The organism is Komagataeibacter oboediens, assembly GCF_018491655.1.
GTDB classification, from domain to species: Bacteria; Pseudomonadota; Alphaproteobacteria; order Acetobacterales; family Acetobacteraceae; genus Komagataeibacter; species Komagataeibacter oboediens.
Map to the genome: position 1 here is coordinate 195,524 of NZ_JABLUU010000002.1, position 14,752 is coordinate 210,275.

The following is a 14,752-nucleotide window of genomic DNA, read 5'->3' on the forward strand; positions in this document are numbered from 1 at the left end:
CTGACGTCAGGTCCGGGCGTTCATGACCGCTGCCGTTACATCGCTGAGACAATCAGGGCATCCATCCTGTCCACCCGGCAGACAGAATGGATGGAAACCCGGTGCCTTTTATCTGTTCATTCTGACCACGGTACGGGAAAACTGGGTATAGTCCGGCGCCCCGTCACATGTTGAATTGACGTGGTACAGACAGACATCATTTTTACAGATTATCTTCTGTGAATCCTTGTTGAAAATATTATACCCATCGCCACCAATAACATAATTGTATTTCGTAGATGGGACATCGCCCTCTGTCGTATCGGTCAGCAGATAAAGCGCGCGGTTCGGTTTCATATGGCTGTACCCACCTGACAGCCACCAGCCCCCGTCCTGTCCAACCAGGGCAAGACCGCACATATCTGGCATTTTATTTGCCTTGACCTGTAGCGCCATGATCCGGTTGTTCTTATGTATCGCGTCAGCATAGGACGACGCCAGGACACCCAGTTCAACAATGGCCAGACTTCCGACCAGTAGTGACAGATGTATCGCACGACCTGACCGGGCCATTTTTGAAAGAGCAAACGATGCAACCAGAACAAGTATCGGAATGGCTGCGTAGACGAATGATATTTCCTTATGCGATATCATCGAATGATATAACAATATAAATAAGGGGATGGACGCCATATACCTGTGTTCTGGCATACCTTTCCAGAACAGCCAGCACAGCGGCAGGAATGCCGCCCCCCACAGATGAAACAGGCCGAACGGGTAAAAGACGGCAGGCATGCTGCCATAACGCAGGGCAACGCCTTCATTCACGTTCAGATAGAAGTTTTTATATATGGACTGAAAAGGATGGCCCAGCGTCTGGTAATCAACCAGTCCCAGCATACACACGGGAAGGAGCAGCCCGGCAGCAACCGGCAGCACGGACCGCGCGCCCGTCAGCCACACGACAATCATGACTTCGAGACAGAGCGCCGGGGCCAGATGAAACCGGAATGCGAATGACAGGCCGGTCAGCAGTCCGAATGCAAACAATATGGGAAAACCGACATGTGCCTTCCCCTGTTTCTTCATTGCTATGTAAATGAGCATTACGCTCAGCGCCATTATATTACCGCTGACGGTCTCACCCAACGTACGGAATGAATCATTGACCATATCCGGCCACAGGGCCGCTGACATGCCACAGATCCATGCGCCGCTTATGCCCTCCGTCACCCAGCCGGCATAAACAAAACCTGCGACAAGACCCAACGAGCAGAGCGCGAAGACAATCCTGACGAAAATGGTGGAATATCCCAGCCCCAGCGCGTGACCGGCCTTGAGTATCTGCGCAATCATATCCGGCAGCAGCCATGACCGGATTCCGGCCTGCCATTCCCATGTCAGGACGCCATGGCCCGTCAACTTATAATAGGCTGGCTCCATATACTGAAAGAATTCGTCCGCCCGTAACGGACCGGGAGACAGGAATATCATCAGGATCCGGACGACCAGCGCCACGAATACACAGACCACCAGTGGCAGGATTACACCACCGCGCAGTTTGTCGAAGTACGGTTTCATGCTGCTGTTCCTGCCACAACCGATCAAAAACGAAAGAGAAAGCCGCCTGTCCACATTGGGTTACGGGACAGGCCTGTTCATCAGGTCCGTCCGTATCAGGGCTTCACCAGCCACGGATCCTGTCCGCTGACCCGCTGGTTTTCTGCTCTGGTCACCATCTTTTCAAACTGGCTGTAATCGGGCGCACCGCTACAGGTCTGCGCCGTCTTGTACAGGCAATAGTACCCCTTGCACGCTACGGCATGGAGTGCATCACCGATCAGCCTGTAAGTTCTATACGAAACGACATAATTGTACTGGTGCGACGCATTCTGGATATCGGCTTTGTCATAATAGAAATAAAGCGGAATATCGCGTTTCGTGAACTGGCTGTATCCCCCTGTATCCCCCCATTCATCCGACCCGACCAAAACGGCAACGCCACACGAATCTTCCTGCCGTGACACCTTGTACAGCAGGGCCGGTATGCGACTGACCATGTTCATATGCTGTTTGAACGGAGACGCCGCCATGCAGCAGCACATGGCAACAACAGCTATGGCCGCCGCAAAAGCCTTGGGCTGCAGTTTTTCAAGAATGGAAGAGAGGCCCAGACTGGCCACAAGAACAAGCGGCGGCATTGCCGCGTAAATGAAGGATGTCTCCTTATGCGCAATCAGGCTGTGATAAAATATGATTACGGTTCCGATTACGGCAGGCATCCATGCCCGCTTCATCCCCTTCACAAACAGAAAAACAAACGCCAGAAAGGCAAACTGCCAGAAGGAGATGATACTTTCTACATAATAGTAAAACGGCATCACTCCGTAATTTTTTGATACTGATTTAAATATATTGACGTAGAAATTGTTTACAATGGAGGGATAGAACCCGCCCCAGGTCATGCCGTCCACAATGCCAAGTGCCAGAACCGGCAGAAGGCTGGTCAGGGCAATCGCAATCCGGTCACGCCATGTCGGCAGCCAGAACAGAACCCATAACATGGACAGCGCGACTGCAGGCGCCAATTGAAAACGCAGGACAACCGTAAGGCCGAGAAACGCGGCACACCCCAGATAGAGTTTAAGGTTGTCACGTCCCTGCAACTGTAATTGCCGACCAATCATGGCCAGCCCGATGGCCAGCCCCATTGTATTTCCTGCCTGGAATTCCCCGGCGGTTCGGTCTGCGCCAATCAGCAGGTCAGGCCACAGGGCCGCCATGACACCGCATGTCCATGCCCCTGCCCGCCCGTACAGCATTCCGCCCAGCGTTGCGAATACGGCAATAATCGATACGGACAGGACGGCGAACACCAACTTGACAGCCACAACTGGCAGGCCCAGGCCCATGGCCCGGGTTATTTCCCATATCCCGGCGATCGCCCCCGGAAGGACCCAGTTCCTGACGCCCGCCTGCCATTCCCATGTAACGACACCATGGCCCGTCAGCAGATGATGGGCGGGTTCAAGATTCTGGAAAATTTCGTCCGGTCGCCATCCCCCCCGATAGAAGAAGCAGATAACAACGCGAAAAATGAGCCCCAGAATACAACATAAAACAATTATATTCTTTTTATTCAAATCTCTCACAGCATCATCTTTCGCAATAAGAACTTCTATTTTCTATTGGTAGTTTTAAATATATTCCCCAAGACCACCATTATATTTTTATTATTCATGGACCATCTCACATAAGAAAAATGCAAAAGAACCCGGCCTCCCCACCCACCTGACAGGGCGGCATGGGGCAGCGGCTTTTATTTTTTCTTTTCCCATTCAAACAGACCGTGACACGACATGACCTTCTGCCGATCATATATGAGAAGCGAGAATTGATCATCCACCGGAACAATCTGGTCCGGCGCGCCCATATTGCTTATGACCGCGGCCTGTTTCAGATACTCATCATTTTTGGGAAAGGGTGGTGAATAGACCAGAAAGAAGATGCGCTCCGTGCCCTGCAGGTCAGCAGGCAGGTACCAGTCCCTTTTGCTCAGCCATGGACGGGATGCAAGATGGCATGCCGCTTTATCTGCGGCGGATACATCCTCGTTGACCATGATCGAACGCAGTTTCAGTTCGCCCCCGCTGGCAAGCGTCGTCAGGGAAGCGTGCCAGTAATCCGTATAACCATACGTAAGATGCTGCTGATGCAGCACAGCCATCAGGGGCCGGACATCCAGCTGGTGACCGACGTGATACGGATCGATATCCACGTCCTGCTCCGTACGGGGGTGCCATGTCAGCACACAGGCCAGTAATGACCACACGATCGCACCCAGGAAAATGCCGGATGTATCCCCCGCCCTGTCAGAACGGGCATAGGCAATGGTCGCGAACAGCAGGACAGGCAGGAAATAACGGATGATGTCTTCGCCGGGGATATGAAAATCCAGTATCGACGCCGCAAGGGCGTCCATGACCAGCCCGATGACCAGCATATCCGAAACGGAATCTTCCCCGGCAAAACACTGGTTCCGTCTTACGTCATCCACCCGCTGACGGACATAACGCCAGACATAAAGCGCAATGAACACAAACGGCACCAGACGCACGATATCTGTCAGGGAGTTATGATTGGCATGGCCGATAACGGTCTTGCCCCAGAAATTGATGCCGAACAGGTCCAGCACCGACATAAAGGCCAGCAGCAGATGTGAAGGCAGTTCCGGCAGTGCCATGAAATGGGCTACCACATGCAGGGAATGAAATCCCCCATCCACGTGGATAACAGTCTTGATGACCGTGGCCACTACAAAAGCCATGATCACAGGCACAAAGCAGCGCACGCCCCGTTCGGGATGATCATCCGTCCAGATCCGCCACAGGCTGACAAGACAGGCGGGCATGACAAAGCAGCAGACGGCAAACGGGTCGCTGATAAAAATTATGCTGACAAACACGAACAGGCTGGCCTGTGCCAGCTTTCCCCCTGTTCCATCCAGCACACGTCCGGCTGCGATAATGCCCAGAAGGGCCACGAACATCGTACCCACGTGATAGGGCGCGTACGTAATGAACGCGATGGCTGCCTGCTCATATAGCGGCACAAGGGCAATAAAACCCATGACAGGCAGCAGACATCGCCAGGACCGGTTGCGCCCTCCGCCCAGGGCAAGATAACAGGCAGCCCCAATAATGCCGCCCCACCATACGGCAGGCAGGATATGCAGCACCGCCGTACTGCCGGGCATGAGCCTGAGCAGGCCGGCCATGCCCAGCAGATCTATCAGCCAGAAATTGTCAGGGGAGTTGACCCACCCCTTGAGAAAAAAATTCCCCCGCGCCATGTCCTGCGCTTCGAACCACGCATTGGCCTGGTCTGAATCCGGCAGGAACCGCAGACCAAAATGATAACACAGGGCACCACCCAGAAACGACAAAATAATCGATAGTATAACAGTAATAAATTTTCTGCCCGCGTTCATGCCGCCATGCCCATTATGAAATAATATTATAATTTGCAAAATAACAACAATAACCCGAGAGTATATCATTGACATTCGGCATTATAAAGGAAGTACCCACTGTAATCGTGCGGCCTTCCCGGCCAGTCATGGGGGCGATATGGGTACAGACGTCATTCCGCCCCGCCTCCTGTTCAGGCGACGCATAATCTATGGGGAGTGCGGCATTGAGGGATTGCCTGCGCAAAATGGCCCCCCGCGCGGACAGACGGGGAACATCTGTCGTCCCCGTCGGGACAGACTTCATTGTATCGTGCATGATCAGGTCGTGGCGCCCCCCTGCGAAATGCGTCGGGCAGGCCACTTCATCATCACGATAAAGACATCGCAGATCTGACAACGGAAATATGAGCGACCTCCCGCATGGGACAGTTCCCGTGCATGGGGCGTGGCATGTCAGCCTGCCGTGCCACCACCTGATGCTGTTGGAAGAGATGTCTTTCTGCGCGTCAGCATATGGTGGGCAATCATCTGCCCGAACTGGATCAGCACCTTGCGGCCCATCTTGCTTTCCCCTTCATGACGCGACCGGAAAACAAAGGGCAGTTCAATCACACGCGGAGCGGTCTTCTGCACCATCAGCAGGTCAAGCAGGATCTTGAACCCGGTACCCGACAGGTCGCTCACCGATCTGACAAACAGATCACGCCGCACGGCGAAAAAACCGCTCATCGGGTCGCTCACCTTCACGGGCAGGCATAGCTGCGCGATCCGGATGCCCGCATTGGACAGGAACAGCCGCCACCAGTTGGCCAGGCCACTATTGTCGCCACCTTCCACATGCCGGCTGCCGATCGCCACATCGTACCCCTGGTTCCGGATGGCATCGAACATCTGGCCCAGCAGCCGTTCGTCATGCTGCATGTCGCCATCCATCACCGCCACAACCGGCGCCGATGACGACAGGATTCCCTCGATCACGGCGGAAGACAGGCCACGACGGCCCACCCGCAGGATGCCACGCACCCGGCTGTCAGCCTGCGCCAGCCGCCAGACTTCATCTATGGTGCCGTCAGGCGATGCATCGTCAACGAATATCAGTTCCCAATCGAGATGCACCAGCGCCTGCTCCACCGCGTGAAACAGGGGCTCGACATTTCCGCGTTCATTATAGCACGGGATGATGACGCTCAGGACCGGCCCCGGTCGGGATATACCTTTTTCATGCGACTCAGACTGCGAGGGGACTGAAGAAGCTTGCATGGTCGGTAAAAATTCCTAGGGCTTTACATGGATGGCGACGCGGCAGGACGTACCGCAGGCAGCCCCCCCATTACAAGAGGTCATGCGTAAAGGATTTCCCCTACGGCTGCAATATAAGCGGATATGCAGCCAGAAACAGAAACAGGCCGGTTACCAAAAGGCAACCGGCCTGCAAATCTGGTCGGAGTGAGAGGATTCGAACCTCCGGCCCCTGCGTCCCGAACACAGTGCTCTACCAGGCTGAGCTACACTCCGTTGCAGGCGGCTATACAGGGCTGCTGCATTTTAGGCAAGGGGATAGATGAAAGATTTACAGCGTGGTGACCCTGTCGCGTGCATCCGCCTGCACCGGCAGGGCAGCCAGCGCCGTCATCAGTGTCGCCACATCGGGCACCACCTCAAACAGGTTCCGCGCGGAGGGGGAGGCAAACCCATCCGCGATACAGCTGTCCACCATGGCCAGCAGCGGATCGGCCCACCCCGCCACATTGACGATATAGATCGGCTTGTCATGCTGGCGCAGCTGCCGCCACGTCATGATCTCGATCGTCTCGTCAAAAGTGCCCAGTCCCCCCGGCATCACCACAAAGGCATCGGACTGCGCGAACATGCGCGCCTTGCGGTCATGCATGCTGTCGGTCACGGTCAGGTCGGTGACACCTTCATGCATGATCTCACGAGAATGCAGAAAGGCGGGAATGACCCCCGTCACCGCCCCGCCCGCAGCCAGCACGGCGTCCGCCACGGTCCCCATCAGGCCAACATGCCCCCCACCATAGACCAGCCGGAGCCCGGCCCGCCCCAGCGCGGTGCCCAGCGCGCGGGACTGCGCCGCATATTCCGGCCGGGAACCGAAACGCGATCCACAAAAAACAGCAACGGATGAAATCTGCATCTATCCAGCTCAGCTCCCCACAGGATTATCGTTTCCCCACGCCTGTCAGCGTGGCAGGAATCTCAACATAATGGTTACACCCACACCCGCCAGCGTAAACAGGGCCGACACCAGAAACAGCGCGCCATAACCCATGGTCTGGATCACCAGCCCCAGCAGGGGGCCGGACAGGCCCACGGCAATATCAAGGAACACGGAAAACGCCCCCAGCGCGGCCCCCCGGTTTTCCGGCCCGACACGCGCCACCGCCAGCACGCCCATGGCCGGGAACACCAGCGAGAACCCCGCCCCGGTCAGCGCCGCCCCCAGCGCCGCCCCGCTGATCGAGGAACACCGCCACAGCACGACCAGCCCCAGCGTTTCCACCAGCAGCGAGATGAACGTGACCACCAGTCCACCCCGGCGGTCAATCTGCCGGGCGAACAGGAACCGCATGAGCACAAACGCCAGGCCGAATCCGGTCAGCGCCGTCGCGGCCCCGTTCCAGTGGTTATGGGCATAGAATAGGGCAAGGCAGGCCGAAATCGTCCCGAACCCTACGGACCCGCATGCCAGAACCGCCCCATGCGGCAGGACACGACGGAACACGGCATGGAACGGCATTGGCGGTGCCTTGCTGGGCACGGGCGGCACCGGGGCGTACTGCCGCGCCAGCAGGAAACCGAACAGGGTCAGCCCCGCCGAGAGCATGCCAACCACCGTCAGTCCACCATATGGCAGCGGCAGGCCCGACAGAAGCTGACCGATTGGCGCGCCCAGCGCGATGCCGCCATACGACGTCACCCCGTTCCATGAAATGACCTGCGCGGTACGCGCGGCACCCACCCGTCCGATATTCCACATGATGGCGCCAGTCGCGGTCCAGCTTTCCCCTATTCCCAGAAAAATACGGCTGGCGATCAGCAGGATGATGGACAGGGCCGCGAAATGCAGCAGTACGCCCGACAGCATCAGCGCCAGTCCCGACAGGGTACAGACCGCAAGACCGGTCACCACCGTGGGCTTGGCCCCACGACGGTCCGCCTGCCGCCCCGCCCCCGCGCGGGAGGCAAAGGTGGCAAGGTACTGCACGGATACCGCCAACCCCGCCAGCACCGTGTTATATCCCAGCACCTGGTGCACAAAAACCGGAATGACCGCCATCGGCAGGCCAATATCGATGTAACAGAGGAGGTTGAACAGCACGACGGGAAGTATCCGCCGTGTAGGAGACCCCGATACAGCCTGCGGCCCGGTCATGATACGCATAAACTCCGTAAATAAAAAACAAACGCCCAGATCAAACGCGGATACCAGCAATACGGCCAACCCCACAAAATCATTGTGGAGCCGAGGCACCATAGGGCTTATGGGAAAACGTGAAAAAACCAACCCATGACCATTCGTTCCCGCACGACAGCCCTGTGCGGGATGCATGCAGGCGTGATCAGGAAGGATGCAGGACCCCATGACGCAATCCCCCACCCCGGACGCAGGTGGCTATACAACCGTTTCCACCCGCACCGCCTATGAAAATCCATGGACCCGCGTGCGCGAAGACATCATCATCCGCCCAAATGGCAAAAAGGGGCTGTACGGCGTGGTGGAACGGGGGGATTTCGTCGTGGTCCTGCCCCTGTGGGACGGACCGGATGGCCCACGCGTCACCCTGATCCGCCAGTACCGCTATCCCATCGGCAAACGGATGTGGGAACTGCCCATGAGCATGTGGGAACACCGTCCCGACGCCACGCCCGAAGACGTGGCGCGCGGCGAACTGCGCGAGGAAACCGGCCTGCTTGCCGAGCATATGCGCGAAGCCGGCCTGCTGTATCAGGGTGCTGGATACACCACCCAGAAAGGTCGCGCCTATCTGGCCACCGGCCTGCGGCAGGGCCCGCACCAGCGTGAGGAAACGGAAGAGGACATTACCTGCCACGTCGTCACGCTGAAGGAGATGGAAGCCATGATCGTGGACGGGCGAATCACCTGCATGGTCACAATCGCGGCATTTGGCATGATCCGCGCGCGCGGCTGGATCTGACCGGGCCGGGACTCGCTGTTCGGGCGCCAACCCCGGGACGTTCTGTTCCGGGAGAGAAGATGAAGGCGGCCGGACAGTCCCCGATCGTCGCGGCGGCCCCGGGTTCAGATTGCATGCTGTCCGCACGACATGCCGGGGAAACGGCCCTTTTTGAACAATACGGCTGCGGCCCGATGGGCTTTGGGAAGGCACATCATCCGCCAGACAGGTTTGATCGGCCAACCATTGCGTAAGGGCCGCAGAAATCCGGTCAGATCTCCAGCATCCCCACCGGATGAAACTGTTACATGGGCCCCTGCATGGACCCTATCCTGGCAGGGCACTTTCCCCTGAAGACCGTTCCGGACCACAAAAACGATCCCGTGCGGTTCAGCAGGTCAACGGATCCTGCGCATGGCCACGGCGCAGCGGGGGCAGGTAACGCTCCAGCTTGACGCGCAGCGGCATGAGATAGGTATTGCCGCCCGCCTGCGCCACGGTCTCCATCATCTGCCGTGCAAAAGCGATGTTGGCGTCCAGCGTCGGCTCAAAATCATGGGGGAAAATGACGTGGTTCGTCGTTTCCCAGTATGAGCGTGACTTCGGGCCAATCACGGGGGAAATGCCCCAGAACACATTTTCCCCATGAAGCCAGTTCATGCACAGGTCCAGCATGCGCATGTCAAAAATGGGCTGGGTAAAGAAACCGGCGGCGCCGGCTTCCTTCTTGCGGGCTATGGCCTCCATTTCCTTGTACGGCGCACGGCGGTACGGATCGAAAGCGGCATAGACCGTCAGATGCGGCGCTTCACGCCGGTACCGGGCAATCATGCTCTCGCTGGTATTGGGATAGGTGCGGTGCTTCAGGTCCGATGGCGGATCCCCCTTCACCACCAGCACTTCCTTCAGGTCCGGGTCATCCGCACCCGGTAGCGGCGCGTCGGGCGCGATGTCGATGGCGCGGATATGGGGCACCACACGGGGGAAAATTGGACGGACCAGGGCCGCCGCCTCCCAGCTTCGGATGGAAAAACGCAGGAGGTCGGGAATATTGAGCATCTGCGCATCGGGAAACAGCCGGCGGACATCCTCGGCATCGCGTAGCAGCGTTTCCTGGTCGCGCGGAATCAGTTCAACGGATGTCAGCGTCATGTGTTTTCTCCTGAATGCGCCTTGCCCTCCACCAGCATGCGGGCCGCATCAAGGGTGTTGCGCAGCAGGCAGGCGATTGTCATGGGCCCGACCCCGCCGGGTACAGGCGTAATCAGGCCCGCGCGCCTGACGGCTTCATCAAACTTCACATCCCCGACCAGCCGCGTCTTGCCATTAGGCAGCGTCACGCGGGATATCCCGACATCGATCACTGTCGCACCAGGCTTGATCCAGTCGCCACGCACCAGTTCGCGCACGCCTGTCGCCACCACAACGATATCCGCCTGCCGGGCAAGGGATGCGGTATCGCGTGTATCGATATGGGCCACGGTCACCGTGCAGCCTTCACGCAGCAGCAGTTCCGCCATGGGGCGGCCCACCAGATTAGATGCCCCGATCACCAGCGCATCCCTGCCACGCATGTCACCCACGTAATGACGCAACAGCAGCAGGCAACCCAGGGGCGTGCACGGCACGATACCCGGCAGCCCCAGCGCCAGTCGACCGGCATTGACCACGCCCAGCCCGTCCACATCCTTTTCGGGAATGATCGCATTGGTCACCGCAACCGGGTCCAGCCCCGCCGGCAGCGGCAGCTGCACAAGGATACCATGGATTTCAGGATCAACATTCAGCCGTTCGATCAGGCCCAGCAGTTCCTTCTGCGATGTCGTGGCAGGCAGCATGTGCATGAATGAGCGCATACCCGCGCGATGGGTCTGCAGCGCCTTGTTGCGCACATAGACCTCACTGGCCGGATCATTGCCCACCAGCACCACCGCAAGGCCGGGGGTGACGTGATACCGGTCATAGAAAGCGCTGACATCGATCGCGATATCCTGCGTCATGCGGGCCGCGAAGCCCTTGCCGTCAATCAGGCGCGCGGCAGGGTGTTCCTGTGCATCGGATACTGCTGGACCGGTCATCATCCCTCCGGAAACGAACATGGCGATGCCAGCAGATAAGGCAAGAAACCATGGTGCGACAATCATCCCCCGCCAGTTTTCTGACCCATACCGTAAAAAAACCGGCTTTTTCCCGTCCGGATGCAAAAAAGGCCGGGGCATTCCTGCCCCGGCCCCCTGCCATCCGGTAATGGAAATGGCTTACTGGTCGTCTTCCTCGCTGCTGGCCGTATCCGAATCATCGCTGTTGGGGCTGACGGCCACAAAAACACTCTGCCCATTGCGCACGACCCGCAGCAGGACGGAATGGTTGGCCTGCAGTGCCTGCCGGATGGCGGACACCGTGGCGCGCGGGTTTTCAACCGGCACCTCACCCACGGACTGGATGACGTCGCCCGCATGGATCCCGGCCTGTTCGGCAGCGGAACCGGGCTGCACGTCACTGACCACCACGCCACGCACGTTTTCCTCCAGCCCGAGCTGCTGGCGCATGTCAGGCGTCAACGGCGCAAGTGTTACGCCCAGCTTGGGTCCCTTGTCCGCATCGTGGGAGGTATCGCCCACCGTGCCATCAGCCGTGCCACCCTTGCCAAGGCTGGAAATCTGGACACTGGCGGTCTGCGGCTTGTTGTTGCGCAGGTACGCAATCGTCGCCTTGGTGCCCGGCACGATGGTCGCCACCTTGACCGCAAGCGTATGCGGCGTGTCGATGGGCTGGCCATTCAGCGCGGTGACGACATCCCCCGCCTTCAGCCCCGCCTTTTCAGCCGGGCTGCCGGCACTGACGCTGGCTACCAGCGCACCCGTCGCCGGCGCACCAGAGGGCGATGGCTTCATGCCCAGCGCACTGGCCATGGACGGCGTGATCGCCTGCGCCGTCACCCCCAGATACCCACGGGTGACGTGACCGGTCTTTTCAAGCTGGTCCACAATGTTCTTCACGGTATCGGACGGGATGGCGAAGCCAATCCCGATCGACCCGCCAGAAGGCGACAGGATGGCGGTATTCACCCCCACCACCTTGCCATCCTGCGTGAACAGCGGGCCGCCGGAATTGCCGCGATTGATCGGGGCATCGACCTGAATGAAGGAATCATAGGGGCCATCGCCAATGTCACGCCCGCGGGCCGAGACGATACCGGCCGTCACCGTGCCGCCAAGGCCATACGGGTTGCCCACGGCCACAACCCATTCACCCGGTTCGACCTTGTCCGAATCCCCCAGTTCGATAAAGCGCAGCTTACCCGATGGCGAGACCTTGAGCAGCGCGATATCCGTCTTGGAGTCGCGCCCCACGATCTTGGCGGGCAGCGCGGTGCCATCATCCAGCGTCACGGTGACCTTGGTCGCACCCTTCACCACATGGTTGTTGGTCACGACATATCCGTCGGGCGAAATGACAAAGCCTGATCCACGGGCCTCAACGGTATGATGGGGCTGCTGCGGCATCATCTGGAAGGGAAAGGGGAACGGAAAACCGCCGGGCATGCCACCCGGGCCACCATCCTCGCCCGTATCGGCATCCTTGATCCGCGCCGTGATGGAGACAACGGCAGGTTTGACCTGCTTGACCAGGTTCACGAAATTCGGAAGCTGCTGGATCTGGGTATCAGGATGGATGACCCCGCTATCTTCCGCCCGCGCCAGAGGAGCCGAGAGCAGGCAGCCCCCCGCTACGGTGCTGGCGACGAGTGTGGCCAGCATCCGGTTCCGGAACCGGCGGGGGGAAAGGGTGTTCGACCGCAATACGTCTGACATGGCATCCCTGAACATGGTTGTCCTGCTGAAATCTCAAAACGACGGACGGGACCGACCGCCGGGGCTTACAGTCCCATTGCCTGCATTGTGCCGCAAGACAGCCGACCCGTGTTATACCGTTGCATGACAAATAGGTTAGGCGCGCAGCCGCTGGAAAAACTCCCGCAGCAGCCGTCCCGCCTCGCGCTCGCGCACGCCACCCACGATTTCGGGGCGATGCAGGCAGCGTGGCTGTGCAAACAGGCGTGGGCCATGTTCAACCCCGCCCCCTTTCGGGTCATAGGCCCCGAACACGATCCGGCCGACCCGGAAATGCGTGGCCGCGGCGGCGCACATCGGGCATGGTTCAAGCGTGACATACATCGTGCAGTCAGCAAGACGCAGCCCCCCGCGCTGCACACTTGCCGTCCGCATGACCTGCATTTCCGCATGAGCGGAGGGATCGCCCCATTCTTCCACCCGGTTGCCCGCGCGCGCCAGCAGCAGCCCGTCCGGCCCCGACAGGGCGGCACCCACCGGAACCTCCCCACGCCGGGCCGCGGCACGGGCTTCCTCCATCGCGATATCCATGAAATGCCCCGGCAGGGGACGTGAACGTGTCATGCGCATCCGGTCGCGGTCCCCTTCAGTCCCGATATGTCCGCCGTCGTCCATTTTTTTGTGGATCGGCACAACTCCCACCTGACAATATCGTTTCACATAGGTGGCAGTAGGGGCGGATTCCCCCTACTGTCCTTCTGGCAGACCGCAACTGGCCCATCCCATCCCGGGTCATGCAACCACCCGGGGCATGGGTGACCTTTATGGGAGTAAGGTGATGCATACGCTCACGCTTGTTCTTGCCACCGCTGCCATTGTAGCGGGGATGGCCGCCTCGGACGATCTGCGCCACAGGACCACGCAGGCAGGCGAACCCTGCGTCCTGACCTGCATGCTGCGCACGGACCAACGCTGACAGTTCCACGGCCCATGCCAGACCACACCCCGGCATGGGCCGTCCTTCATTTCCCCGCCGGGCCGCGCATGACCATGCCATGGTCACCTTCCGGGCTGGCCGCAGGGATCTGCGCGCGCCTTACGCCCGACCGGTTGCCGCGATGGCGGGCGAGTTCACGGTCGTCTCTTCATACCCGTCCTCCGCAGATGTGGGCAGCGGCATGGGCAATTCGTTGACCGTGACGATCCGCCACCCCTCCGGCAAGCGCTCGATCACGCTCAGCGCCAGGTTCTGCACGGAAAAATGCAACGCCGTTTCCGCATGGATACGCAGGGCATGCGCCAGGGCGGCGCGAATGGCCCCGCCATGGCTGACCACGACCATGTCCTGCCCCGCATGTTCCGCCGCCAGACGGTCCAGGCACGCGCCAACCCGGGCACAGACCTGCACCATGCTTTCCCCCTCCGGCGGCAGTTCGGTGGCACTGACGGACCAGAACGGGTGCGCGGGCAGGCTCAGCCTTTCGGGCAGGGTATCGTGGGTGATGCCGTGCCATTCCCCCATGGACTGTTCAGTCAGGTCCGGCTCAACCTGCCATTCATGCGGGCCATAGCCCGCCTGCTGGATGGCGCGCGCCGTCTGCTGCGTGCGTGACAGTGGCGAGGTGAACCACAATGCCGGATGCGGCAGGCGACGGGCCAGTGCTTCATACATCCAACGCTGGGCCACAAGGCTGTCGGGGCACAGGGGCACGTCCATCGCGCCATACAGCCGCATGCGGGCGTTCTGTTCCACCAGTGCGTGGCGGATCAGCCAGAATCGGGTCACCCCCCTCTGCAACTGGGGGGTATCAAGAAAATTGCTGTGGTTTTTCTGTATGGTCACGCTGGAC

At 59.3% G+C, this 14,752-nt stretch carries 13 protein-coding genes and 1 tRNA gene; 2 read left to right on the forward strand and 12 right to left on the reverse strand.

Annotated elements, in window-relative coordinates:
- Positions 1 to 108: 108 nt before the first annotated feature.
- The 7 genes from HNO79_RS02825 to HNO79_RS02855 form a co-directional block, all read right to left on the reverse strand.
- A complete protein-coding gene (locus HNO79_RS02825; protein ID WP_214176801.1) occupies positions 109 to 1,614 on the reverse strand; it encodes a glycosyltransferase family protein in 1,506 nt (501 codons plus the stop codon).
- Between the two features lie 41 nt (positions 1,615 to 1,655).
- Positions 1,656 to 3,131: a glycosyltransferase family protein gene (locus tag HNO79_RS02830; RefSeq protein ID WP_244987403.1), complete on the reverse strand. Its 1,476-nt coding sequence runs from the start codon at positions 3,129 to 3,131 to the stop codon at positions 1,656 to 1,658.
- A gap of 167 nt (positions 3,132 to 3,298) precedes the next feature.
- Positions 3,299 to 4,924 carry a hypothetical protein gene (locus HNO79_RS02835; RefSeq protein WP_244987404.1) on the reverse strand — a complete coding sequence of 542 codons (1,626 nt, stop codon included), beginning with the start codon at positions 4,922 to 4,924 and terminating at the stop codon, positions 3,299 to 3,301.
- Between the two features lie 480 nt (positions 4,925 to 5,404).
- Entirely contained in the window at positions 5,405 to 6,211 is an 807-nt protein-coding gene (locus HNO79_RS02840; RefSeq protein WP_148371092.1) for a polyprenol monophosphomannose synthase, read from the reverse strand.
- A gap of 178 nt (positions 6,212 to 6,389) precedes the next feature.
- Positions 6,390 to 6,466, reverse strand: a tRNA-Pro gene (locus tag HNO79_RS02845).
- Between the two features lie 55 nt (positions 6,467 to 6,521).
- Positions 6,522 to 7,106 (reverse strand): LOG family protein, encoded by a 585-nt coding sequence (locus tag HNO79_RS02850; RefSeq protein WP_048856106.1) that lies wholly within the window; start codon positions 7,104 to 7,106, stop codon positions 6,522 to 6,524.
- Between the two features lie 45 nt (positions 7,107 to 7,151).
- Positions 7,152 to 8,354 carry an MFS transporter gene (locus tag HNO79_RS02855; protein ID WP_048856128.1) on the reverse strand — a complete coding sequence of 401 codons (1,203 nt, stop codon included), beginning with the start codon at positions 8,352 to 8,354 and terminating at the stop codon, positions 7,152 to 7,154.
- A 199-nt stretch (positions 8,355 to 8,553) separates the two neighbouring features.
- On the opposite strand from HNO79_RS02855, the gene HNO79_RS02860 reads away from it, so the two are divergent.
- Positions 8,554 to 9,129 (forward strand): NUDIX domain-containing protein, encoded by a 576-nt coding sequence (locus HNO79_RS02860; RefSeq protein ID WP_214164662.1) that lies wholly within the window; start codon positions 8,554 to 8,556, stop codon positions 9,127 to 9,129.
- A gap of 369 nt (positions 9,130 to 9,498) precedes the next feature.
- Here the strand turns inward: HNO79_RS02860 and HNO79_RS02865 are convergent, their stop codons facing one another.
- The 4 genes from HNO79_RS02865 to HNO79_RS02880 all read right to left on the reverse strand — a co-directional run bounded on the left by HNO79_RS02865 (position 9,499) and on the right by HNO79_RS02880 (position 13,532).
- A complete protein-coding gene (locus HNO79_RS02865; RefSeq protein ID WP_010513590.1) occupies positions 9,499 to 10,260 on the reverse strand; it encodes a methylenetetrahydrofolate reductase in 762 nt (253 codons plus the stop codon).
- A complete protein-coding gene (gene folD, locus HNO79_RS02870; RefSeq protein WP_214164663.1) occupies positions 10,257 to 11,186 on the reverse strand; it encodes a bifunctional methylenetetrahydrofolate dehydrogenase/methenyltetrahydrofolate cyclohydrolase FolD in 930 nt (309 codons plus the stop codon). The genes HNO79_RS02865 and folD overlap by 4 nt, the downstream gene beginning before the upstream one ends.
- Positions 11,187 to 11,366: 180 nt before the next feature.
- Positions 11,367 to 12,938, reverse strand: coding sequence for a Do family serine endopeptidase (locus tag HNO79_RS02875; protein WP_048856105.1), 1,572 nt, complete (start codon positions 12,936 to 12,938; stop codon positions 11,367 to 11,369).
- 120 nt (positions 12,939 to 13,058) lie between these two features.
- Positions 13,059 to 13,532: a nucleoside deaminase gene (locus tag HNO79_RS02880; protein WP_082071119.1), complete on the reverse strand. Its 474-nt coding sequence runs from the start codon at positions 13,530 to 13,532 to the stop codon at positions 13,059 to 13,061.
- A gap of 208 nt (positions 13,533 to 13,740) precedes the next feature.
- Here HNO79_RS02880 and HNO79_RS17195 point away from each other — a divergent pair, with 208 nt between their 5' ends.
- The gene (locus HNO79_RS17195; RefSeq protein WP_232275600.1) at positions 13,741 to 13,878 is read left to right on the forward strand and encodes a hypothetical protein; all 138 of its coding nucleotides are present in this window, start codon (positions 13,741 to 13,743) and stop codon (positions 13,876 to 13,878) included.
- A 120-nt stretch (positions 13,879 to 13,998) separates the two neighbouring features.
- Here HNO79_RS17195 and HNO79_RS02890 read toward each other — a convergent pair whose 3' ends face one another.
- On the reverse strand, positions 13,999 to 14,745 hold the full coding sequence (locus HNO79_RS02890) for a histidine phosphatase family protein (RefSeq protein ID WP_214164664.1): 747 nt from the start codon (positions 14,743 to 14,745) through the stop codon (positions 13,999 to 14,001).
- Positions 14,746 to 14,752 lie beyond the last annotated feature (7 nt).